Consider the following 21,706-nt stretch of genomic DNA (forward strand, 5'->3'; position numbering starts at 1 on the left):
AGTCGTCATCTGGAAAATCTGTGCAATTTGGCTGTTAATGGAGCAAAACCTCAAATGGACATTTTTCCAAACGTTGCACATTTTCTGATTCTGTTTTATCTTCACGGTAACATAGATAAAGGAGGAGATTTTCATCTTGCAGCAGTTAGGAAAAAACGTTGTCGTTTTGATGTCTTCGCTTTTGCTTATCTTCAGTCTTGTAACCCCGGCCTTTGCTGAAACGAACGGGGAACAGGAGCTGCCGGCTACCTCAGAGCTGGATCAGGTCCAGCAGCAGCTTGAACCGTATCTGATTCCGGTAAACGGCTGGTATGAGCTGGATGAAAAGGCGGCTGCCGCTTCGTTCACTGAAGAGGAAATCGCTGATATATCTCAGGCACTGCAGTATTACGGAGCCGTCTATCACGATCCCGGCGACATTTCCACGCAGGCGCTTCCCGTTGCGGTTGTAGTGTTCCTGGGTGGTCTGGCGGCTTTCGTCGGCTGGGAACTGGCCTCTGAAATCACGAGTGACTTTTACACATGGGGCGTAACAGAAGGCTGCAACCGCTGGAGTCACGTTGGCGTTGTAAACAGCTTCTGTACAGCAAACGATTATCTCTAAATGTTTCATGAAAGGATGGTGTGAACGATGAGCGGAGCAATTATGTTTTTTGGCTCATTGGCAGCGCTCCTGTTTGCCGGAGTCGGGCTTATTCTGTGGGGCGGAAAAACGTTGATCAAGGCCGCAAAACAGCTGCGTTGAAGCGGCTTCTATCATGAAGAACGAACAAGCCGGGAGCATCACTGCTCCCGGCTTGTTGTTTAGGGCTTAGTTTCTAGTATTCTTCTGCCATGGCTGGCTCCAGAGCGGTTCCCGGTCCGAAAAACTCGTAGTGGATACGATCGTCGGGAACACCGGTCTGGCTGAGCAGTCCGGCGGCTGTCTGCATGAACGCTTCGGGTCCGCACAGGTAAACATCTGCGGGCTGCTCCGGCATAAAGCGACGAAGCGTGTCGGCTGTCAGTCGTCCCTGTGCATCCCCGTCCTCGCTGTGCGCAGGATGTTCAATGACGAGGAAGCGTTTGTGAGGAGCAGTGGCCCAGTCTTTTGTTTCTGCTGTTAATCCAGCTGTGCGGCCGTCCCGGACGGCATGAATCAGCGTCATCGGACGTTCCGGTTCGGCTTTCTTTTGCTGCTTCATCATGCTGAGCAGCGGCGTGATGCCAACTCCGCCGGCGATAAAAACGGCGGGAGCGGGGGACGATTTAACCGTGAAATCTCCGGCTGGCGCACTGGCCGGGAGCGTGGAGCCGACACGGACGCTGTCATGCAGCCAGCTGGAAACGATGCCATCGGGGCCGCTTTCCCGCTTCACGCTGATCCGGTAATAGCCGGTATCAGGCTGATCGGAAAGAGAGTATTGACGGATATGCGTATACTGCTCTCCCGGAATTTGCGCCATGATGCTGATGTATTGTCCAGGCTCAAACGGTGGAAGTGGCTTGCCATTAGCGCGTTTAACGTAAAACGATGTGATTTCGCTGCTCTCCAGTCGTTTTTCCACGACTTCAAGCTCCTCAAAGCCATCCCATCCGGCATCCTCGTACATCTTCTTTTCCGTTTCAATGAAAATGTCAGCAATCACACCGTAGGCTGCACCCCAGGCCTCGATCACCGGATGATCCTTTTCCAGGTTTAGCTTCTCCTGCATCGCCCGTAACAAATACTCACCAACCAGCGGATAGTGCTCGGCGCGGACGCCAATGCTGCGATGCTTATGAGCGACACGTTCCACAAACGGACTGATCGCTTCCAGGCGGTCGATGTGCACAGCGGCCTGGTAGAGAGAATAAGCTAGCGCCCGCGGCTGCATCCCGGTTTTCTGATGAACGTGATTGAACACATGAAGCAGCTCCGGGTGATCTTCAAACAACGTGTTATAAAAATGGGTCGTTACCGTGGCGCCATGCTCTTCCAAAACCGGAATCGTCGCCTTAATCGTCTCTTTCTGTGCCTCTGTTAACATCATTATCCACCTCCACATAATCTACCTCTATTGAACCATATTCAGTGATTAAAGATGTATTTAAAATACATCTATTTTGTGAACAATGGCAGAGAAAGGAGCCCTGACATGTAATCACAAGCTAAGAGTTCCATGCGTATAAAGTGATCGGCTGCGGACATGTGATCTCTGGGGAGTGCGAAATCAGATGAAACGGACGGGCTTGTGGCAGGAGTGTTCGCAAAAAAGCACTGAAAACAGGTACAGACCCATTTCCAGTGCCAAAGCCAATCTATTCATTTAAGAAGGAAGCGGAGCATCCGGTGAGATGAGACCTTCGTCGATCATCTCGATCCAGAATGCGGACGGAATGTGCTCGGATAGAGCATCGAGATCAGCCTGAATCCGGTCGGGACGAGTCGAGCCGGGTATAACAGCCGACACGTTCGGGTTTGCGGTGGAAAATTGCAGGGCCGCTGCTTTTAAGCTGACGCCGTGGTGGTCGGCAATTTTTTGCACCTTCTTTATATGCTTTCGCTGCTCGTCGTTGATCGGAGCATAGTCGAAGTGATCGCCGCCGAGCAGGGCGCCGGAATTGTAAGGTCCGCCGACAACAATACGGGAATCCTGCTGACTGACACGGGGCATCAGGTGGGTCAGTGCACGCTCATGCTGCAGCAGCGTATACTGGAGCGCTGCAGGCTGATATCCGGCTTCGTTTCCTCCAGCTCCAGTGCGAGCTCGATCGGAATCGTCGTGTTCACACCGAGCCCCCAGGCGGAAATAATCCCTTCATCCCGCATCTTAGTGAGAGCTTTAAACGCGCCGTTTCGGGCTTCATCAAATTTAGTAATCCACTCATCCCCAAGGAAGTCAGGCGATAAGTCATGGACATACACGATGTCGAGACGGTCTGTCTGCAGTCGTTCGAGGCTTTGTTCGATCGAACGCTTCACCGCATCCTCTGTATATTCATTCAACAGCTTATTTTGATGACCGTCCTCAAACAGTCCCTCCTTGTCCTCTTTTTCATCAAGGACAACGCGTCCGACTTTTGTGCTTAAAATGAAGTCATCGCGATTTTTCTCTGAGAGAACACGGCCTAATCGTTCTTCAGCAAGGCCGGCTCCATAAAACGGAGCAGTATCAAAATAGCGGATGCCTGCATCCCATACCGCACGCACCGTATCCTCTGCTTCCTGTTCAGGTACGTCCCGGAACAGGTTTCCGAGCGGTGCTGTCCCATATCCTATTTTCTTCTTTAGTTTCTCATCCAAGATCGTCATTTTTACTCCTCCTCGTTTCGAGCTTCCTTCGACGTTTACCTTTTTATTGAAAAATCTAAACGTCTGCATGATCATACACGTGAAGTTGGATAAAATGGGATTAATTGTTATGTTATTCAGCGAGAAAGCGAACAAAATGTTCAGAACTACAAAATAATTCTGAGAAAATGTCGCATTTTATTCTTATCTCCTATATAATTGTTTTCATTAATCAATTATTTTGATTTATTTGATAATTGAGTAAACATGCAGGTGGGTACAAAGCCCATTTCGAAAGGGGACGAGAACATGAAAAAGCGTGCACGCACCTATTCAACAGCAGCCGGATCCATCCTCGCTGTTACAGCACTCGCAGCTTGTGGAGGCGGGGAAGAAGCGGTGGAGGATTATCCGAGCAGGGAAATCGAAATGATTATTCCGTGGGATCCGGGCGGAGGAAGTGACATTGAGGGCCGTCTTGTCACAGAGCATGCGGAAAATCATATTGATACGAATTTCGTTAACGTCAACATACCGGGCGTCGGCGGAACGGTCGGTTTGGAAGACCTTGCAGAAGAGCAGCCGGACGGCTATACGCTTGGGCAGGTGCATGAAGGACTGATCGTCGCTCATCATTCAGATATCACGCAGATTAACTACGATACATTCGAACCGATTGCAGCGATGTCTTCAGCTGATCAGATTCTCGCCGTGTCGACCGACCTTGGTGTGGACACACTCGATGAATTCGTCGAACTGGGGCAGCAGGAGGAAATTAACTTCGGGGGCACAGTGTCCGGAATTCCACGTATCTGGGTCGAACAAATGGCCCAGGAGCTTGAAATTGACTACAACATGGTTGGGTACGAAGGTCTGGCAGAGGCCATTCAGGCACTTGCCGGCGGGCATATTGATGCCGCGATCGTCGACTATCCATCTGCCTCTGATTTTGTCGAAGCAGGTGACATGGAGTTCATCGCAATTGGAACCGAGGAGCGGCTCGATCACCTGCCGGATACACCGACGTTCGTGGAAGAAGGCTATGAGCTGACGATGGGCTTAAACCGTGGTTATGTAGCGCCTGAAGGAACGCCCGACGAGATCATTGAGCGTCTCGGAGAATGGTTTGAGGCGACAGCTGAAGATCAGGATTACATCGATGCGGTGGAAAATGTCGGAGCGCAGGTAGATTTTATGGGACCAGAGGCGTACCGGGAGCACCTTGATGAGCAAAATGACATCATCAGCGGCATCATTGAGGAACTGGGAGATGAGCTTGAGGAATAACTGACAGTGTGCCGTCCGGGAGTGATGCTCTCCGGACGGTTCTGCCGTATAGGACGTCTGATACGAAAGGAGAATAAATAATGGGAGAAATAATTGTGTTGCTGCTGCTGATTATCTTCAGCGGGCTGATATTTATGCAGGGAGATGAGTTTGCGCATTTAAATGAGAGTCAGCTCGGACCGGGCACGTTCCCGCAGCTGATTGCTGTTCTGCTGGCCGTCCTGTCTCTCGTGTTGCTGATCAGGAAGATCATCGATATGAAGCGTGCTGCCGGCACAGGTGCATCAGCGGGTGAGCAGTTCCGTGCCTTTATTCACGAATACAAGCTCGTCATCATTATGTTCGCGATGCTGACGGTTTACATCGTGCTGATTGATGTAATCGGCTTTGTCGTGATGACGCTGTTATTTGTGATTGCCGCAGGACTTCTGATTGGACCAAAGAAGCGGAAAAACATAGTAATCCTCGTCTGCGTTTCTGTCGTTCTTACATTCAGTACGTACTTGTTTTTCCAGAACGTGTTATACGTGCGTTTCCCAAGTGGCATCTTACTATAGAAAGGAGGTAACTCCATGTTTGATCTGTTAATTCTCGGCATGAATGAAATTTTTCAACTACATATTCTGCTTATCATTTTCGTCGGGGTTGTCGTCGGAATTTTAGCCGGACTGATTCCAGGCTTCACCGTCGCGATGGCAATTGTGCTGACCCTCCCGCTGACGTTTGGTATGGATCCGGTCACCGGTGTGGCGGCGATGATAGGTGTTTTCGTCGGCGGTATGTCCGGCGGTCTGATCAGTGCGACACTTCTCGGCATTCCAGGAACGCCTTCATCGATTGCAACGACCTTCGATGCCTATCCGATGGCGAAAAAGGGAGAAGCGAGCAAGGCACTTTCGATCGGGATCTGGGCATCGTTTTTAAGCTCCATTATCAGCCTGCTTCTGCTCGTTACCATTGCGCCGCAAATTGCGAGATTCGCGCTCATGTTCGGTCCGTGGGAGATGTTTGCGCTTATCGTCCTGTCGCTTACGATCATCGCAAGTGTAACTGGAGAGTCGATCTTGAAAGGCCTGATTGCCGGACTGTTCGGGCTTCTGATTGCGACAGTTGGCGCAGATCCAATTGCCGGTGTGTCACGGTTTACGTTTGATCTTGGCATACTTCGCGCCGGCATCCCCTTTCTAGTCGTACTGATCGGCATGTTTGCGATCTCCAGGCTGCTCGTCTTTTTGGAACGCACGGAGATGGCCAAAGATAAAGAAGAGAAGCAAAAAGATGAGCTGAAGGATATGAAAGTAGTGCTGAAGCCGCTCCAGACGCTGCGCATGGTACTGCGAAAGCCAGGCACTCTGACCGGTTCGTCCATCATCGGTTCTGTTGTCGGGGCAATTCCTGGCGCAGGCGGCAGTATCGCAAACATTATTGCGTATGACCAGGCAAAAAAATGGTCGAAGGATCCAAAAAAGTTCGGAACCGGCTGTGAAGAAGGAGTCGTCGCATCAGAAGCGGGGAATAACTCTACTGTCGGCGGTGATCTGATTCCGACCGTGGCACTCGGTATCCCGGGTTCAGCTGTAACAGCAGTCCTGTTATCGGCGCTCATGATTCACGGGATTACCCCGGGACCGCTGCTTGTGACATCTGAGCCAAACATCGTCGGCGGTATCTTCTTCGCCTTTTTTGTTGCATCCTTTTGGATGCTGATCGCACAGTTCGCGGGAATGAAATTGTTCGTGAAGGTAACCAACGTCCCTGTGCATCTGCTTGTGCCGATCATTTTCGTCCTCTGTGTCGTCGGGACGTTTGTGTTAAACAACCGCGTGTCAGATCTGTACATTCTTTTGATGATGGGCCTGATCGGGTATTTGTTTACGAAGTATAAATTCGCTCTGGCTCCGGCCATCATCGGCGTGATTCTCGGTCCGCTTGCGGAAGTAAACCTGCGCCGGGCGTTTATGACAAATCCGGACTGGACGCTCTTTTTCACAAGACCGATCTCGATTACATTTTTAATACTAGCTGTGCTCTCGATCGCCTTCACGGTATGGCAGACGAAACGATCCGGAAAACGGATGGCGGGTGCAGCTTAAAAGGAGGCAGAACGCATGGATATGAAGGTGAAAGGCCGCTCAGTCGTTGTACTGGCAGCTAGTAAAGGACTTGGAAAGGCTACGGCTGAAGCGTATGCACAGGAAGGGGCTTCAGTAGTCATTGCCAGCAGAAGCAGGGAAGAGCTAGAGCAAACGGCAGAGGAAATCCGCCAGAAAACCGGAAGCCGCGTGAAGGCCGTTCCATGTGACGTTAACGATCTGGAGTCCATTCGTGCGCTCATATCTAAAGCAGCCGAGCTGCACGGAGGGATTGATATTCTCGTAACCAATGCCGGCGGTCCGCCGCCCGGGACGTTTGACAGTATCTCGGACGAGCAGTGGCAGCAGTCGTTTCAGCAGGTGCTGCTGAGCGTCACCCGGCTCGTGCGCGAAGCACTTCCCTGGATGCGAAAAGCAGAGGCGGGGCGGATTGTGATGATTGCGTCTTCGTCTGTGAAGCAGCCGATCGATGGTCTAATTCTCTCCAACACCTTTCGGGCAGGACTTTCCGGACTCGCGAAAAGCCTGTCACAGGAGCTGGCGGCAGAAAATATCCTCGTCAATATTGTCGGGCCGGGCCGGATCGGCACCGACCGGCTGAAGCAGATGGATACTGCCAGAGCAGAGCGAACCGGGACATCTGTCGAAGAGCTGCAAAATCAGGCGCAGGCAGAAATACCGGCTGGACGCTACGGAACCCCTGACGAATTTGCCCAGGCAGTTGTCTTTCTCGGCTCCGGATCCAATACGTACATCACCGGTCAGACGCTGCTTATCGACGGCGGACTCGTTAAAGCCCTCTAAAAAGAAGAACGCCCTTCCTCGACGTGAGGAAGGGCGTTTTTCGTTAAGCGCGGCCGGCTTCTTTTACTTGCAGGATGGAAAAGAACTCCCGCATAAAGTCCGGCAGATCAGGCCAGGCGTGCCCGGTTACGAGGTTGCGGTCAACGTGAGTGCCGGCCTTTACGTATTCAGCCCCGGCAGCTTCGATTTCCGGCTGGCAGGCCGTATAGCCCGTCATTTTACGCCCCTTAATCAGGTGCCCGACCGTTGTCAGAATCTGCTGGCCGTGGCAGATGACGCCCATCGGTTTGTCTTCTTCCAGAAAGTGAGCCGTGATTTCGCGCACTTTTTCATTCATTCGGATGTATTCCGGAGCCCGTCCGCCGGGCAGAATGAGAGAATCGAAGTCCGCAGGGTTAATATCATCGACTGATTTGTGTGATTCAATTTGATACGCCTTCATTTCCGTGAACGTTTCCATGTCCGGCAGGAAATCATGCGCGACCGTCTGCAGCTTTTTCTGCGTTGGAGAGGCAATCGTGACCTCCACCTGTTCTTCCAGACAGCGGTAGTACGGATAGTAAATTTCCAGACAGTCAACAGCATCACCAGTTACGATCAATACGCTTTTTGCCATTGCAATCGCTCCTTTTCTGGAATTGTCCTTCCTTATTTACCCAGTCCCAGTATAACCTAAACAGGTGCTTCAGTCGGATTTTTTTCGGGCGTGATACTTCTGCAGCAAGGAAATCCAGTTATCTGCAAGCTCCGGGTTGGAGCCGAAATGCAAATGGACAAAGCCGGCAGTGATTGTGCTGGAAGCATAGCCGTCAGGACCCGATCCGAAGCGTCCGTCCAGCTGCCAGGCAGGGCTTTCGTGCCCTGGTTCATAGGTCGAATAGCGGAATTCGTGTCCTTTTGCTGGACTCGTCAACAGTGCATTTGTGCGCTCCGGGGTGGTTTCCCGATAGCCGAGCGCGGCCAGACGCTTCGTGAACGTCACTTTACCCGGAATGAGACCAAGCATCGGATGCTCCGTTCCGTCCGGCTTTGTGATCGATTCAGTTAAATACATGAAGCCTCCGCACTCGGCAAGGACCGGCATCCCGTTCTCCACTGCACGTCGGATCGAAGCGGCGCTCGTTCCTTCCTCGGCAAGCTGTTCTGTGAACTCCTCTGGAAAGCCTCCCCCGATGTAGAGGCCGTCAGCATCAGCCGGAAGCGGCTCTCCTTTAAGCGGTGAAAAGAAGGCAATTCTGGAGCCGGCTTGCTCCAGCAGCTCCAGGTTTTCCGGATAGTAAAATGAGAAAGCCTCATCCTTTGCCACAGCAGTTACAACGGACGGCTCTACCGAGGATTGAAACAACGTCGGGGCAGGTACCGGTAAAGGAGGTGCTTCCGCCAGTTTTTTGATCTGCTCCAGGTCAAACGAGGCCGTTACGGCATCTGCCAGCTGTTCAAAAAAGCCGTCTAATTCACCTCGTTCAAGTGCAGGAATGAGTCCTAAATGGCGTTCCGGCAGCGTAACGTCCGGGTTTTGCTTCAGCCAGCCGACGACAGGGATCCCACATTCCTGCTGTACCGCTGTTTCAATCAGCTTGGCGTGTCCTTCACTGCCAACGTTGTTCGCGATAACGCCTTTAATAGGTACATTTGGATCAAGCAGCTGAAACCCCTTCACAACAGCGGCAGCGCTGCGCGCCATCGCCGCACAGTTTACGACGAGGAGAACAGGTGAATCGGTCAGCATGCTGATATCAGCTGTGCTTCCGGCGTTTGATTCGGGATCTTTGCCGTCATAAAAGCCCATGACTCCTTCGATGATGCCAATATCAGCTCCATCCATGCCGCGCTGCATGACTTCCAGCAGCTGGCTGCGCTCCAGCATCCAGCTGTCAAGATTACGGGCAGGTCTTCCGGTCAGGGCGGTGTGGTAGGAGGGATCTATGTAATCGGGGCCGCATTTAAACCCTTGCACCTCCATTCCCTGACGGCGCAGAGCCGCCATTAATCCAAGCGTAACGGTCGTTTTTCCCGCTCCGCTGTTCGTTCCGGCTATCACAAGTCGCTTATTCATTTAATCAACACCTTCTGTAAGAAAATAGCTGCTGTCGTCATTGTATCAGCCCTGACTTGTGAAATCTTCCATTGCATCAGAACGGGCTGTGAACTCTGCTCTGATAAAGCATGTCCAACCTGCCAACCCACGTTTTCAACCGTTCTCTAAACTCTGAACCTGAACACTTACGAAAGGATGCAATGGATCGTGATCGTCTGCTGGATAAAAAAAGCCGGCTCAATGCCGGCTTATTGCGAGGATCAGTTTTTCACATCGGGGTTGCTTGCGACGGGTTCATGCGGCTTGGATGTAAAGCGGAGGCCGGCCAGTACAACAGCTGTCACGACTGTGAAGATAATGAATGCCGTCACGTTTTCGCCGAGGAAAAAGGTCGAGTAGGCCAGAGCACCGAATACACCGCCGAATACAGGTCCGGCTATCGGAATGAGGGCATAGCCCCAGTTGGAATCCCGTTTGCCTGTAATCGGCAGCACGGCATGGGCAATCCGCGGGCCAAGGTCACGGGCTGGGTTAATCGCATAGCCCGTTGGTCCGCCGAGAGAAAGGCCGATCGCTGTAATCAGAAAGCCGACGATGAGCGGATTTAAGCCTTCTGTAAACTCATTGGCACCGATGCTGAGCAGTCCGAGCAGCAGCACCGCCGTTCCAATGAACTCACTGATAAAGTTGGAAAAGCGGTTCGGAATCGCAGGGTCGGTAGAAAAGACACCAAGTTTTACATCCGGATCATCGGTTTCCTTAAAGTGATCCTGGAAGTGGAAAAAGACGATCGCGGCTCCGATAAAGGCACCTACGAGCTGGGCGGCAATGTAGCCGGGAACCATCGACCAGGCAAATTCACCTACGGCAGCAAAGCCGAGCGTCACAGCCGGATTGATGTGCGCATCTGAATATTGACCGACCGCATAGACGGCCATCGCTACCGCGAAGCCCCACCCTAAAGCAACGACGATCCAGCCGCCGCCCTGAGCCTTTGATTTCATCAGGTTGACGTTAGCGACAACCCCGGCACCGAAAATGATCAGAATCATGGTGCCGATTACTTCTGCAATGTACACGGACATAGTATCTCCTCCTGGAAATAGGTTCGCAAGGCATAGAAAAAGCCGCACACAGAAATGGGATCCCGTCAGGATCGGTCTGTGCGCGGCGCTCATCTTCTCAGCCATACGTATTAATTTATCATTATGCTACCATGCTGTGAAAACGCTGTCAACGATATAACGGAAATTCCCAAAACTGCCAAGCGTTTATCAGCGGGGAGATTCCCGTAAGCGCAGGGATAGAAAAGTGGCCGTCAGTGCCAGGATGGCCATGATCCAAAAGACATAAATGGTGCCTGTATAAACTGCTTCTTCGTAAGGGGCAGAAGACTGGGCGGTCGTTACGCTGATCACCGTTGTCAGCACGATCACTCCAAAGGCCATTCCGAACTGCCGCAGCGTATTGTTAATGGCAGCACCGTGCGGAATGTCTTCCTGCTCAAGGGAATTGACGCTGGTTGTAACGAGCGTCATTAGCGTAAGGCCGCAGCCGAGCATAAAGATGCAGAAGTAGAGCATGATCAGGTATGGACTGCTGTCCATCTGCACCGTTGCCATCAGAGCGGTAGAGAGAAACAGAAAAAAGAAACCTGCAACTGCCAGAATCCGGCCCCCGTACTTGTCATACAAATTTCCGGAAACGATGGTCATGACCGACAGCAGGATGGTGCCCGGCACAAGCAGAAAACCAGACAAAAACGCCGAGGTGCCGAGAACATCCTGAGAAAACATCGGCAGAATGCTCTCTGCCGATAACAGGAGCATCATGTTGATAAACACGAGCAGCATCGCCAGCCGGAAAACAGGAAAGCGGAACAGCCGAAGGTTAAGAAGCGGTGTCTCGAGAACCAGCTGGCGCCTTACATAAACAATGGTCAGAGCCGCACCGGACATAAGCGGTCCCCAGAACATCCAGCTGGAAAATCCGGTGACGCTGATCGTACTAAGTGCAAGAATCAGCAGGGAAAAGCCGAATCCGGACAAAAAAACAGAAGGAAGATCAAGCCTCGTCGGTTTTTGTTCAGTCACATTTTTCATGCCGTACCAGGCGGCGACGAGCACGACAGCTGCAGGGATCAGCATGACAAGGTGAAGCGGACGCCAGCCGGTGACATCAATAATCATTCCGGAAAGGGAGGGGGCGGAAGCCGGAGCGACATTGACGACGGCTCCAAGCAGGCCCATCGCAAAGCCGCGCCGCGCGCATGGAAATATGTTAAGTAAAATCGTCTGCACGAGCGGCAGCATAATGCCGGCACCAATTGCCTGCACGATCCGGGAAAGGATCAAAACCGAAAAGGTAGGGGCTGCGGCACCGATCAAGGTTCCCGCAGTCAGCGTTACAAGAGAAAACAGCACGAGCTGTCTGGACGTAAAGCGGCTGATCAGGTAGCCGCTCATCGGAATGAATACCATCGTAGCGAGCAGAAACGAAGTGGTCAGCCACTGTACCTGCGTTGCGTTCACATCAAATTCTTCCATGATGGTCGGATAGGCTGTAATCAGGAGAAACTGGCTGAATGTAAATAAAAAGGTGGCCGCGAGTGTGAGGGCGATCACCAGCTTATGCGGCACCGGTGCTTTTGCAGCTGGCATGAAGGTTTCTCCTTTCCGATCACGACGTCAACGTGTTTTGGTCATAATTAAATCCGTTTGCTTCTCCTCTCCCATATAAAACGCATGTGATCCCGTTATGACAAATCCGTACCGTTCGTAAAAGCGGACCGCGCGTTCATTCTTCTCCCAGACTCCGAGCCAGATTTCCTGCCTATTGTGCAGAGCAGCCTGGTCGAACGCAAGCTGCAGCAGTGCTTTTCCGAAGCCGTGCTGCTGCCAGGAGCTGCGCACATAAATGCGTTCGATTTCCATCGCTGTTTCAGCACCAGCTTCGGTCTGCGCAGAGCCGGTGTTCAGCTTCAGGTAACCGGCAGGCGCCCCTTCAGCTTCAAGGATGTAAAAGCGGCTTTCCGGATGTGCCAGCTCTTGGCGAAGCTTGGCTTCATGGAATGCGTTCGCGATGTACTGCTGCAAATGCTCCGGATCATTACCTGCTGCAAACGTTTCCCGGAATGTATCAGCTCCGAGCTGAGCGAGCAGCTGTGCGTCTTTGACACCTGCTTTTCGGAAAAGTGTCTCCATAACCCCTTCCTCCTTCTCAATAGGTTCGCTTGCCGCCTTTTTTTACAAAATCCCAGTCTTTCTCCACGTTTTTGCGCATCCGGACCAGCAGGGAAGCAGCCGTTTCGATTTCCTCTTCTGTGAAACCTTGCAGAGCGGTGGCATCTGAATGATTGTTTTCACTGATAATAAAAGGATAAATCGCTGCTCCTTTTTGCGTAGGAAAGAGACATTTAATCTTGCGGTTGGAAGTGTCCGGCCGTTTCTCGATCAAATTATTCTGCTCCAGGCGGGCGATTGCACGTGCAGCGGTCGTACGATCGACCTTGATCATTTCCGCGAGCCGGTCGGGAAAAATACCCGGATGTTCACAGATACGGACGAGGTAGAGATACTGTCCCTTCGTCAGGTTGTATTCTTTAAATTCGATATTGCTGATGGAGTCGAGCGCCCGGGCGATCATGCCAATCTCTCTCAGTATTTCTTTCATGGAGCATCACCTCTTTGATACAGTGTAGCGGTTTTTTGTTGTATTTACAACAAAAATACTGATGACCCAATAATGGTCATAGATAAAGCGGAAAATGTACGGGTCTTTGTTTTGTAATCATAAATTAATACATACGGGTGCTGGAAGTCTGCTATAATACAACCGGTAGAAATGTCCGGCCTTTCAGCCTGTTGAATCGGAATATTCAGGAGTAAAAATGGTTCAGAACGGGAATAGGAAAAGGTAATACTACGTGAAATGAGGGTACATGCGATGAACATTGATGAGCGTTTACGTGAATATAGAAAGCAAGCAGCGTCCCTCCGCAGACGGGAAGCATCCAAAGAGGAGATCGAGCGGGTGCTGCGGGAGATGGAAGCAGAATTTTCAATTCCTCCGGCTCCTGATAATGAGTGGAACAGAGAGCATAAAGAAATCGTCAGGGTGTATCGTGATATAGCATCGATTCGGGTTTATCATAAATAGCACGGCTGCCGACTGCGAGAGAACAACGGAGAAGGGGTAATTGCTTCTTCAGTTCTCTTTATGCGGCCGCTATATCCGGAATTCCGGAAAAGGAGACTTCGTTTACAGACGGAGTCTTTTTTATCTTGATGGACAGGAGTGATGCAGATGATGTATGCAGCTTTGCTCAGAGGGATTAATGTCGGCGGTAAAAATAAAGTCGATATGCTCTCTCTGAAAGAAATAGTTGAAGCAGAAGGCATGACCAAGGTAGAGACGTATCTGAACACGGGGAACGTCATTTTTTCGCATGATGGAAAGCCCGTTCACACCATAACGCAGCGATTAGAAACGGTCATAAACGACGCATTCGGGCTGAAGCTGAAACTGCTGATTCGATCTCTTCCCGACATGAGCACCATCATAGAAGCGCTCCCTGACTCCTGGCAAAATAATCAGGATATGAAAAGCGATGTCTTATTTCCGTGGGAGTCCATTGACGATGCTTCTATCCTGGATCAGCTGCCTGTTCATCCTGAAGTTGATTCGGTGGTCTACGTACCGGGAGCTGTTCTCTGGTCAGCGGACAGAAAGAATGTGAAAAAAAGCGGTCTGTCCAAGCTTGCGGGAACGAAATGGTATAAGCAGATGACGATCAGAAACGTCAATATCACCAGAAAGATATACAAAATGATGGTGCAGGCAGAAAATAATTAAGCGGTCTCTCAACGAAAAGAAAGACCGTCGAAAGACAAGAGCGATGCTGAATAAGGCAAGGAGTCGGCTATACGCCTTCGTTCGTCATCGGGCTGACCCGGACCTTTACGGCAGCCGGAGCCTGAAGCAGCAGTAAAAGCTGTTCAGCCATGTAGGCCGGTGTATACATGAAGTTGCCGCGAACCCATTCTGCCGTCAGACCGAACAGCGCCTGTGAAAAGTAAGCAGCAGCCAGTTCGGGCTGAAATGAAGGTAGATCAGCGACGAGGTCCTTGGCAGCCGTTTCACGAAGCACGCGGCACATTTTATCCTGGAAACCGGGGACCGAATCTGTCAGGACGATTGCCCGGTAAAAGTCCTGGTGCCGGTAGACGTGTTCAAAAAGCTGAATACTGCCAGGTGCGAGGTCAGCTGGCACAAACTCCGTCCGGTCCTGATACGGAAAGCGGTAGCTGATCACGAGATCCTCCAGCACGTCCTCGATCACTTCCTGATACAGCGCTTCTTTCGTATCAAAATGTTTATAAAACGTTCCTCGGCATACATCTGCTTTCGCTGCAACATTGCTTACCGTTACGCCCTCGACGGACGTATCCTGTAGCAGCTGCTGAAAAGCCAGTTTCAACGCATGGCGGGAGCGCTGGATACGTCTGTCCCGTCTCTCTGTCATGAACCTTTCATCCCCTTTATGTTCATTATTAAATGGATCATTAACAAAATGGGCAACCGCTGTTCATTTATAGACATTCTGCATAAAACTGTATCTGTCTCCTCCTCTTACTATATCGTAAACTGAAGAAGAAGGAAGCGTTTTCCAAGAAAATAGGGAGGTGCACAACCATGAAACTGGATGGAAAAGCCGTCATTGTCACAGGTGCAGCGTCAGGCATGGGAAAAGCGATCGCAGAGCTGTTTGCTGCCGAAGGGGCAGTTGTTCTGATGACGGACATCAATGAAGAAGAGCTGAAGGCAGCAGCAGATGCGATTGAGGGACGGACAGCTTTTTTGAAGGTGGATATGGCGAATGCAGAGGACGTTGAGGCCATGATTGACGAAGCGGTCAGCCAATTCGGAACGCTGGATATACTCGTGAACAACGCGGGGATCATGGACGGGTTTGAACCGGTGGGGGATATACCGGACGATAAATGGGAGAAGCTGTTTGCGGTTAATACGACCGGGGTGATGAAGGCGATGCGCAAGGCAACAGGCGTTTTTCTGGAGAAAGGATCCGGTAATATCATCAACATCGCCTCTACCGGCGGCTTCAGCGGGGCGCATGCAGGAGCTGCATACGCTGCTACGAAGCATGCGGTGATCGGACTGACGAAAAACACCGGCTTTATGTACGCGCAAAAAGGGATCCGCTGTAATGCCATCGCGCCTGGAGCTGTGCAGACGAACATCGGCCGCAGCATGACGAACATCAACGAATTCGGCATGGAACGGTGCGGCATGACGCACGGACTTTCCCCGCGGGCCGGCGAACCTTCAGAAATTGCAGCAGCTGCGCTGTTTCTTGCCTCTGACGATTCCAGCTTCGTTAACGGGGAAGTCCTGACAGTCGACGGAGGCTGGACAGCTGCGTTCTAACAGAAAAAATAATCAGCAGGGAACAAGCACGTGTTTTGGGAACCCATTCCTTTCTTCCTGCGTATACTAGAAGCAGAGAGGCTTTTATACGAAAGGAGACAGGAACATGGATCGCACCGTAAAAGCAAAATATATCACCGGCGCCTGTGAGGCGTTTCTCGGCATTCCCATTTTAGGAGGCATGTTTATTCTGACGCTCTCCTGGGTTCCGCTGATGGTGATGTTTGTCGCTCATTTTCTTGTGCTGCTGCTTGTACTTCAGGATAACCGCTCCAAAGTCGGACCGGTGTTCGGGCTGGTTACATCCGCCGTCGGGTGGATTCCCTTTGTTGGCATGATCATGCACATCGTTACCGCGGTCCTCCTGATCACGGAAGCGGCCCGGGAACATAAGACACATGCTGTCATTGATTTGCCGAAACAGAAAAACGACCAACAGTGATAAACGAAAAAGCTTCCGACCGGATATTCTCCGCTCGAAAGCTTTTTTATTTGGTCAGAAGCCGGGTTTTGTTACCGATTTCTGTTAGAAGAGGTTAAAAAAAACGGGCAGAGACAGAGAGGAATTCGGAAACGGGAGGAACGCTTATGAAACCAAAGAACAGCGAACTTGCTGCGAGCGTGCGTTATCAGAAAAAGGGGAGCCGTTACACAGTGGTGTCACACGACAGCAGAATGAGTCACATCGGCACCGGCCGAAGTGCCTGTGCATTCAGGATACAAAATTCACAAGCTGTCATAAAAGTTTATTATCCAGACAGTTCTCAATTGGCAGCGGAGGAAGCAGCTATCTACAGCAAACTCGAATCAGTTTCATCTTTTCCTGCCCTGCATGACTCCGGTCCAAACTACATTGTCATCGATTTTATTGAAGGCCGCACATTTTTCCAGTGCCTGACCGGAGGCGAAAAAATCGATACAAAAACCATCATGGACGTAGACCGTGCTTTAATGCACGTAAAAGAACTGCAGTTGAACCCTTCTGATATTCATTTGCATAATTTGATTCTGACACCGGAAGGGGCAGTAAGAATTATCGATCTCGCGCGATTCAATCAGACGAAAAACTGTTCGCAGTGGGACGATTTGAAAGCTGCTTATCATAAATTTTATTCCAAGAGGCTGTTTCCAAAGCGGATGCCGGCCCTGCTGCTGGAATCAATCCGTGCGCTTTATAAACGTAATTTCTTCCACATCTGATTGTTACGGAAGACGTCTTAAATACCACCCGATCAAAAGCGGAAGCGTGTAAAAGACGAGCAAAAACCGAATCAGCTGCAGCATAATAACGCTGACAGGATTTCCTCCTGCTTCTGAGGCGGCAAAGCCTGTTTCCAGAAGGCCGCCGGGAGTCATGCTCATGACTCCGGAAAGCCGATCGAGCGGCGTGAGAAGGGAAAGGAGCAATCCGGCAGCTACCGATAGAGCAATGAATAAAAGTGCAAATGCTGTGAACGGCAATGCGTGTTTTTTGCTGCTGGAAAGATCCTTACGCTTCAGCCTCAAACCAATATACATACCTAGCAGAAGCTGGGCAGCTGCCAGCACCGATTCCGGATAGGGAGCAGGCTGAAAACCAGATAAGACGAGCAGCCCCATCGCCAGTGGAGCGGCAGGCAGGAGCAGACTCTTATGCAGAAAACCAGCCGTCAATGCCAATGCCGGGATTACATACCACCAGTAAGAAGCGTTCTGATCTTCCTGTCGGAAAAGTTCCAGAGACGCAGAGGCGGATGTGTCGGCTGAAAACAGCAGAACGAGTACAGGAAGGCTGACTAATACGAGCAAGCGTCGGATTGAATGCAGCAGCATGATTAAAGCAGTTCTGCCGCCGTGCTTCTCACTTATCATGAGGACCGCCGACTGGGCACCGGGAACCAGACCGAGCATGCTCGTTTTCTTGTTCATATGAAAGCGACTTGCCATCAGCAGGCCGAGCAGCAGGCTCAATACAATCATCATCAGCGATAAAGGCAGATAGACCGGCAGGATCGGGATGGTCTTGATCAGCGTATCTGAATGAAGGTAAAGAGCAAAATAAGTGCCGAGCAGAATGAAGGCAGCCGGTTTGAAAAAGTCCGGGGCATCTATATCCTGCTTGGTGCTCCATTTCCATATGAATGAAAAGCAGACCGCTCCAAGCAGCCATGGGAGCGGAAGCTGGAGCAGGGAAAACAGAGCTCCGCCGGCTGCAGCAAAGCCGCTTATAATAATCCACTTGTCAAAAGGCACGGCGCTTCCTCCTATTCTGCGCAGCATCGGGGCACGCTGGGATTCACTCTATCAGAGAAGCAGGACAAGTTCCATAATGATAGCAGGAAATAAATAAGCAACCGATTGTTGACAAGCAAAAAGAAGCGTGGTAAATTCGTTTGAATACTAACGAAATGGAAAGGTGGTGATGGCCATCCGGAGTATTGATGACTATAAACGGCTTCCGGAAGCAGAAAGGCAGCTGCTTGAGGTGCTGTCAGGATTGCCTGACAGCAGCCTGGATGAGGAGGCGGTGCTGTTAACGACGAGCTTGTATACCGCCTCCCGGAAAATGGTACAGCTGCTGGAACAGCAGCAGCTGGTGCCACAGGGCCTTTCCTGGACCGCGTTTTCTATGCTGTACGACTGCTGGATCAGCAGTCCAAGGGAAACATGGGTACTGGCAGAATCGGCAGGCGTTTCCAAAGCGACAGCCAGCACAGTTATAAAGCGGCTCGCTCAGGAGAATTTGTGTCAGATCCAGCGGGATCCATCAGACAGACGCAGGACCCGTGTTGAATTGACGGAAGCCGGAAAGCAGTTGATGAGAGAGCTTTACCCGGTTTTTCACGAGCAGGAAAAAACAGTTTGCCGGACGACTCAGCAGAGAAGAGCAGCAGCAATTGAACAGCCTGCTGCGAAAGTTAATTAAAGCAGAATAGCAATGCGCAGAGACGGAATCCTCAGCGACTGTATCCCTGTTCCCAGAGAGCCGGCGGGTGGTGTGAGCCGGAAACAGATACAGCGTCAATTACAATTCCAGAGCGCCCCGGATACGTTTCGGGCGGCGTCCCCGTTACAGACAGAGTGAAAGAAGCACGTTCTTTAACAAAGGTGGTACCGCGCACATGATGCGTCCTTTGCTGAGACCGTGTTTTTTTGTCGTTATAAAAAAGGAGGAAGAGAGTATGGCAGCATTAACAACTAGTCAGAAGAAGGAAGCAGACAGACAAATGAACCTATACTGCGAAGGCGCGGCAGAGGTCATCCCGCCTGAGGATCTTCGCAGGAAAGTGGAGCAGTCGCTCGCAGAAGACCGCCCGCTCCGCATCAAGCTGGGCCTTGATCCATCTGCACCGGACGTGCACGTTGGTCATACGGTCGTTCTGCAGAAGCTTCGCCAGTTTCAGGAGAATGGTCATCACGTGCAGCTGTTGATTGGGGATTTCACAGGCCGTATCGGAGATCCGACCGGGAAATCGACTGCAAGGGCACCGCTGACAGCTGAAGAAGTGGAACGAAACGCATTGACTTACACGAAGCAGTTCAGTCATGTGCTGGATATGGATAAAGTGACCGTTCACTACAACAGCAGCTGGCTCGCATCTCTGTCATTTGAGGAAGTCATCCATCTGGCTGGTCAGATAACAACGGCCAGGCTGCTGGAGAGAGATGATTTCGACGAACGGACAGCGCTTGGAAAGCCGATTGGGCTGCATGAATTTTTTTACCCGGTGATGCAAGGATACGATTCGGTCGTGCTTAAAAGTGATATCGAAATTGGCGGCACCGATCAGCATTACAATACACTCATGGGGCGGCATTTCCAGGACCGGTTCGGCAAAGAAAAGCAGGCCGTGATTCTGATGCCGCTGCTGGAAGGACTGGATGGGAAAGAGAAAATGTCAAAGTCCAAAAACAACTACGTTGGAATAGAAGAGAACCCTGATGACATGTTCGGAAAAACGATGTCCGTGCCCGACGAGCTAATGGGAAGGTGGTTCCGGCTTGTTTCGGGCCTTTCTCCGGAACGAGTCGACACCATCGAAGCTCAGCTGAATTCCGGAGCGCTGCATCCACGCGAAGGAAAACGGCTGCTCGCGACCAGGATGACAGAGCTTTACCATGGCGGGGAAGCTGCAGCAAAAGCGGCTGAACGGTTCGACGCTCTCTACCGCCATAACCAGCTTCCAGAGGAGATGCCGGAGCATCGTACGCAGGCTGCGTCAGTCTCTCCACTTGATTTGCTAGTCGAATCAGGGCTGCTTGCATCAAAAAGTGAAGCAAGGCGAATGATTGCCAATCGAGGTGTGAAGGTGGACGGCGTTCGTCTGGAGACAGCTGATGAAGACCTCCTGGTGCATGACGGAATGATTCTTCAGGTCGGCAAACGAAAGCACGTTCGTTTGAGGAGCTCTCATTAATGGTGTTTATTCTCAGTTTCAACTTGGAGGTTTGGGGTTAAACAACAACTATAGACAGAGGGGGAACTTCAGACAGGATGGAGCAGCATGATGAAGCAGAAGCTTGCAATATTGATGACCGCGGCAGTATGGTTCATGCCGCTGGATGTCTCAGCAGCATCCGTCCCCGCGCCGCAGAGTGAAGCTGCGATTGTGGTGGATATGCACGCCGAAGAAGTGTTATACAGTAAAAACGCCGAACGGCGCATGTACCCGGCGAGCATTACAAAAATTGTGTCCGGTCTGCTCGCCGTTGAAAAAGGCGGCCTTGATGATACAGCCATCGTCAGTAAAGAAGCGGTAGATACGATCGGGACCAGTGTTTATTTGCTGGAGGGAGAAAAAATGCCGATCGAGCAGCTCATACAGGGAATGGTGATAAACTCCGGAAACGACGCCGGAACTGTGCTGGCCGAACATTATTCTGGAGATGAGTGGTCATTCGCTCAGGAAATGACCGAGCTTGTACAGGAGGAAGCCGGGGCCATGCAGACGAGATTTGCCAACCCGCACGGCCTTCATCATCCCCTGCAGCATACAACTGCAGCAGACATGGCCGCGATCGCTGCATATGCCGTGGAAAACGAAACGTTTATGGACATTGCCGCAACCGTGGAGCTCCCGTGGGAAGGAGACGGATGGTCGACCGTCATCCGGAACCATCATCGGTTGATCGGTACGGATGAGCGTGTGACCGGATTGAAAAATGGGTTTACATCACGATCAGGCTATACTCTCGTGACGACAGCGGAACAAAACGGCGCTGCGTTAGCTGTTGTCACGCTGAATGCAGAAACCGCCGAGCAAAGCTACGACGATACGAGAGCGCTGCTCGATTATGGCTTTGCTGCAGCGGAAAGACCGGAGACCGTCTACGCTGGAATCAAGCCGTAGCAGCTGATTCCTCTAAACATGCGGCACCTGCGAAACAGCAGGTGTCTTTTTTTGTGAAAATCCCATAAACCAGGTTCATCCATCTGTGGAAGGGGTAGGGAAGAATAACATTTGAAAGGGAGGGTATGTGTATGTCGACGACAAAGGAGATACTTGGAGATGATGGTCAGAGCCTGCTTGAACACGAATGCCGCACGATTCCGAAGGAGAAGCTGTATCAGCCGGGGCCGGACATGGTGCGGGACATTTATCAGGCAACAGACAGAATGCCTTCTGTGCTGCGAAGTCTGCAGACGCTCTTAAACGGCGGCAGGCTGGGCGGTACCGTGTTAATGACACCTTAAAATGTCCCGAGGTTGACGGAACACCTTGACCGGCAGGAGACGGAAAACGTGACCGTATTTAAACAGCTAAAACGGGAACACACCTTATCGGTCGTTCCCGTTTTTCACTA

23 protein-coding genes and 1 pseudogene are annotated in these 21,706 nt (G+C 51.3%); 14 read left to right on the forward strand and 10 right to left on the reverse strand.

The genetic code is table 11. The annotated features are described in order from the left end of the window. Positions 1–136: 136 nt before the first annotated feature. Positions 137–604: a hypothetical protein gene (locus HCN83_RS01450; protein WP_168004513.1), complete on the forward strand. Its 468-nt coding sequence runs from the start codon at positions 137–139 to the stop codon at positions 602–604. A gap of 214 nt (positions 605–818) precedes the next feature. Here the strand turns inward: HCN83_RS01450 and hmpA are convergent, their stop codons facing one another. Both hmpA and HCN83_RS01460 read right to left on the reverse strand, forming a co-directional pair. Continuing rightward, the gene (gene hmpA / locus HCN83_RS01455; protein ID WP_246238046.1) at positions 819–2,012 is read right to left on the reverse strand and encodes an NO-inducible flavohemoprotein; all 1,194 of its coding nucleotides are present in this window, start codon (positions 2,010–2,012) and stop codon (positions 819–821) included. A 276-nt stretch (positions 2,013–2,288) separates the two neighbouring features. Next, positions 2,289–3,274: pseudogene (locus HCN83_RS01460) on the reverse strand (aldo/keto reductase). Positions 3,275–3,562: 288 nt separating this feature from the next. On the opposite strand from HCN83_RS01460, the gene HCN83_RS01465 reads away from it, so the two are divergent. The 4 genes from HCN83_RS01465 (at position 3,563) to HCN83_RS01480 (ending at position 7,437) form a co-directional block, all read left to right on the forward strand. Then, positions 3,563–4,540, forward strand: a complete 978-nt coding sequence (locus HCN83_RS01465) for a Bug family tripartite tricarboxylate transporter substrate binding protein (protein ID WP_168004514.1) — start codon at positions 3,563–3,565, stop codon at positions 4,538–4,540. Between the two features lie 80 nt (positions 4,541–4,620). Next, positions 4,621–5,097, forward strand: coding sequence for a tripartite tricarboxylate transporter TctB family protein (locus tag HCN83_RS01470; RefSeq protein WP_168004515.1), 477 nt, complete (start codon positions 4,621–4,623; stop codon positions 5,095–5,097). Between the two features lie 15 nt (positions 5,098–5,112). Continuing rightward, positions 5,113–6,633 (forward strand): tripartite tricarboxylate transporter permease, encoded by a 1,521-nt coding sequence (locus tag HCN83_RS01475; RefSeq protein ID WP_168004516.1) that lies wholly within the window; start codon positions 5,113–5,115, stop codon positions 6,631–6,633. 15 nt (positions 6,634–6,648) lie between these two features. After that, positions 6,649–7,437, forward strand: a complete 789-nt coding sequence (locus HCN83_RS01480) for an SDR family oxidoreductase (protein WP_168004517.1) — start codon at positions 6,649–6,651, stop codon at positions 7,435–7,437. Positions 7,438–7,480: 43 nt separating this feature from the next. Here HCN83_RS01480 and HCN83_RS01485 read toward each other — a convergent pair whose 3' ends face one another. From HCN83_RS01485 to HCN83_RS01510, 6 genes are all read right to left on the reverse strand, one after another. Next, on the reverse strand, positions 7,481–8,053 hold the full coding sequence (locus HCN83_RS01485; protein ID WP_168004518.1) for a DJ-1/PfpI family protein: 573 nt from the start codon (positions 8,051–8,053) through the stop codon (positions 7,481–7,483). Positions 8,054–8,122: 69 nt separating this feature from the next. Next, positions 8,123–9,493: a cobyrinate a,c-diamide synthase gene (locus HCN83_RS01490; protein WP_168004519.1), complete on the reverse strand. Its 1,371-nt coding sequence runs from the start codon at positions 9,491–9,493 to the stop codon at positions 8,123–8,125. Between the two features lie 242 nt (positions 9,494–9,735). Beyond that, positions 9,736–10,560, reverse strand: a complete 825-nt coding sequence (locus HCN83_RS01495; RefSeq protein ID WP_168004520.1) for an MIP/aquaporin family protein — start codon at positions 10,558–10,560, stop codon at positions 9,736–9,738. A gap of 189 nt (positions 10,561–10,749) precedes the next feature. Beyond that, positions 10,750–12,135, reverse strand: coding sequence for a DHA2 family efflux MFS transporter permease subunit (locus HCN83_RS01500; protein WP_168004521.1), 1,386 nt, complete (start codon positions 12,133–12,135; stop codon positions 10,750–10,752). A gap of 27 nt (positions 12,136–12,162) precedes the next feature. Beyond that, positions 12,163–12,678 (reverse strand): GNAT family N-acetyltransferase, encoded by a 516-nt coding sequence (locus HCN83_RS01505; RefSeq protein WP_168004522.1) that lies wholly within the window; start codon positions 12,676–12,678, stop codon positions 12,163–12,165. Positions 12,679–12,694: 16 nt separating this feature from the next. Continuing rightward, positions 12,695–13,147, reverse strand: coding sequence for a MarR family winged helix-turn-helix transcriptional regulator (locus HCN83_RS01510; RefSeq protein WP_168004523.1), 453 nt, complete (start codon positions 13,145–13,147; stop codon positions 12,695–12,697). Between the two features lie 273 nt (positions 13,148–13,420). On the opposite strand from HCN83_RS01510, the gene HCN83_RS01515 reads away from it, so the two are divergent. Continuing rightward, positions 13,421–13,633 carry a hypothetical protein gene (locus tag HCN83_RS01515; protein ID WP_168004524.1) on the forward strand — a complete coding sequence of 71 codons (213 nt, stop codon included), beginning with the start codon at positions 13,421–13,423 and terminating at the stop codon, positions 13,631–13,633. 147 nt (positions 13,634–13,780) lie between these two features. After that, positions 13,781–14,329, forward strand: coding sequence for a DUF1697 domain-containing protein (locus HCN83_RS01520; RefSeq protein ID WP_168004525.1), 549 nt, complete (start codon positions 13,781–13,783; stop codon positions 14,327–14,329). A 67-nt stretch (positions 14,330–14,396) separates the two neighbouring features. Here HCN83_RS01520 and HCN83_RS01525 read toward each other — a convergent pair whose 3' ends face one another. Continuing rightward, positions 14,397–14,999, reverse strand: coding sequence for a TetR/AcrR family transcriptional regulator (locus HCN83_RS01525; protein WP_168004526.1), 603 nt, complete (start codon positions 14,997–14,999; stop codon positions 14,397–14,399). Positions 15,000–15,169: 170 nt separating this feature from the next. On the opposite strand from HCN83_RS01525, the gene HCN83_RS01530 reads away from it, so the two are divergent. The 3 genes from HCN83_RS01530 to HCN83_RS01540 all read left to right on the forward strand — a co-directional run bounded on the left by HCN83_RS01530 (position 15,170) and on the right by HCN83_RS01540 (position 17,122). Then, on the forward strand, positions 15,170–15,922 hold the full coding sequence (locus HCN83_RS01530) for a glucose 1-dehydrogenase (protein WP_168004527.1): 753 nt from the start codon (positions 15,170–15,172) through the stop codon (positions 15,920–15,922). Between the two features lie 106 nt (positions 15,923–16,028). Further along, on the forward strand, positions 16,029–16,364 hold the full coding sequence (locus HCN83_RS01535; RefSeq protein WP_168004528.1) for a hypothetical protein: 336 nt from the start codon (positions 16,029–16,031) through the stop codon (positions 16,362–16,364). Between the two features lie 146 nt (positions 16,365–16,510). Then, entirely contained in the window at positions 16,511–17,122 is a 612-nt protein-coding gene (locus HCN83_RS01540; RefSeq protein WP_205774439.1) for a protein kinase family protein, read from the forward strand. Positions 17,123–17,125: 3 nt separating this feature from the next. On the opposite strand, the gene HCN83_RS01545 is transcribed toward HCN83_RS01540, so the two are convergent. Further along, positions 17,126–18,154: an AbrB family transcriptional regulator gene (locus HCN83_RS01545; RefSeq protein ID WP_168004529.1), complete on the reverse strand. Its 1,029-nt coding sequence runs from the start codon at positions 18,152–18,154 to the stop codon at positions 17,126–17,128. A gap of 169 nt (positions 18,155–18,323) precedes the next feature. Here HCN83_RS01545 and HCN83_RS01550 point away from each other — a divergent pair, with 169 nt between their 5' ends. From HCN83_RS01550 to HCN83_RS01565, 4 genes are all read left to right on the forward strand, one after another. Further along, on the forward strand, positions 18,324–18,827 hold the full coding sequence (locus tag HCN83_RS01550) for a MarR family transcriptional regulator (RefSeq protein ID WP_168004530.1): 504 nt from the start codon (positions 18,324–18,326) through the stop codon (positions 18,825–18,827). 256 nt (positions 18,828–19,083) lie between these two features. Continuing rightward, positions 19,084–20,319, forward strand: coding sequence for a tyrosine--tRNA ligase (gene tyrS / locus HCN83_RS01555; RefSeq protein WP_168004531.1), 1,236 nt, complete (start codon positions 19,084–19,086; stop codon positions 20,317–20,319). An 87-nt stretch (positions 20,320–20,406) separates the two neighbouring features. Beyond that, entirely contained in the window at positions 20,407–21,252 is an 846-nt protein-coding gene (locus HCN83_RS01560) for a D-alanyl-D-alanine carboxypeptidase family protein (RefSeq protein ID WP_168004532.1), read from the forward strand. A 131-nt stretch (positions 21,253–21,383) separates the two neighbouring features. Beyond that, entirely contained in the window at positions 21,384–21,596 is a 213-nt protein-coding gene (locus HCN83_RS01565) for a hypothetical protein (protein WP_168004533.1), read from the forward strand. The last annotated feature ends 110 nt before the right edge of the window (positions 21,597–21,706 follow it).

Source organism: Alkalicoccus luteus, from assembly GCF_012034335.1.
GTDB lineage: Bacteria > Bacillota > Bacilli > Bacillales > Salisediminibacteriaceae > Alkalicoccus > Alkalicoccus luteus_A.

Bases quoted from the DNA above. Each gene is read 5' to 3' on its own strand.
- HCN83_RS01530 (WP_168004527.1), top strand. From the start codon at position 15,170: ATGAAACTGGATGGAAAAGCCGTCATTGTCACAGGTGCAGCGTCAGGC.
- HCN83_RS01470 (WP_168004515.1), top strand. From the start codon at position 4,621: ATGGGAGAAATAATTGTGTTGCTGCTGCTGATTATCTTCAGCGGGCTG.
- HCN83_RS01465 (WP_168004514.1), top strand. From the start codon at position 3,563: ATGAAAAAGCGTGCACGCACCTATTCAACAGCAGCCGGATCCATCCTC.
- HCN83_RS01535 (WP_168004528.1), top strand. From the start codon at position 16,029: ATGGATCGCACCGTAAAAGCAAAATATATCACCGGCGCCTGTGAGGCG.
- HCN83_RS01490 (WP_168004519.1), bottom strand. From the start codon at position 9,493: ATGAATAAGCGACTTGTGATAGCCGGAACGAACAGCGGAGCGGGAAAA.
- HCN83_RS01520 (WP_168004525.1), top strand. From the start codon at position 13,781: ATGATGTATGCAGCTTTGCTCAGAGGGATTAATGTCGGCGGTAAAAAT.
- HCN83_RS01505 (WP_168004522.1), bottom strand. From the start codon at position 12,678: ATGGAGACACTTTTCCGAAAAGCAGGTGTCAAAGACGCACAGCTGCTC.
- HCN83_RS01480 (WP_168004517.1), top strand. From the start codon at position 6,649: ATGGATATGAAGGTGAAAGGCCGCTCAGTCGTTGTACTGGCAGCTAGT.
- HCN83_RS01495 (WP_168004520.1), bottom strand. From the start codon at position 10,560: ATGTCCGTGTACATTGCAGAAGTAATCGGCACCATGATTCTGATCATT.
- HCN83_RS01560 (WP_168004532.1), top strand. From the start codon at position 20,407: ATGATGAAGCAGAAGCTTGCAATATTGATGACCGCGGCAGTATGGTTC.
- hmpA (WP_246238046.1), bottom strand. From the start codon at position 2,012: ATGATGTTAACAGAGGCACAGAAAGAGACGATTAAGGCGACGATTCCG.
- HCN83_RS01565 (WP_168004533.1), top strand. From the start codon at position 21,384: ATGTCGACGACAAAGGAGATACTTGGAGATGATGGTCAGAGCCTGCTT.
- HCN83_RS01540 (WP_205774439.1), top strand. From the start codon at position 16,511: ATGAAACCAAAGAACAGCGAACTTGCTGCGAGCGTGCGTTATCAGAAA.
- HCN83_RS01485 (WP_168004518.1), bottom strand. From the start codon at position 8,053: ATGGCAAAAAGCGTATTGATCGTAACTGGTGATGCTGTTGACTGTCTG.
- tyrS (WP_168004531.1), top strand. From the start codon at position 19,084: ATGGCAGCATTAACAACTAGTCAGAAGAAGGAAGCAGACAGACAAATG.
- HCN83_RS01515 (WP_168004524.1), top strand. From the start codon at position 13,421: ATGAACATTGATGAGCGTTTACGTGAATATAGAAAGCAAGCAGCGTCC.
- HCN83_RS01500 (WP_168004521.1), bottom strand. From the start codon at position 12,135: ATGCCAGCTGCAAAAGCACCGGTGCCGCATAAGCTGGTGATCGCCCTC.
- HCN83_RS01510 (WP_168004523.1), bottom strand. From the start codon at position 13,147: ATGAAAGAAATACTGAGAGAGATTGGCATGATCGCCCGGGCGCTCGAC.
- HCN83_RS01550 (WP_168004530.1), top strand. From the start codon at position 18,324: ATGGCCATCCGGAGTATTGATGACTATAAACGGCTTCCGGAAGCAGAA.
- HCN83_RS01525 (WP_168004526.1), bottom strand. From the start codon at position 14,999: ATGACAGAGAGACGGGACAGACGTATCCAGCGCTCCCGCCATGCGTTG.
- HCN83_RS01475 (WP_168004516.1), top strand. From the start codon at position 5,113: ATGTTTGATCTGTTAATTCTCGGCATGAATGAAATTTTTCAACTACAT.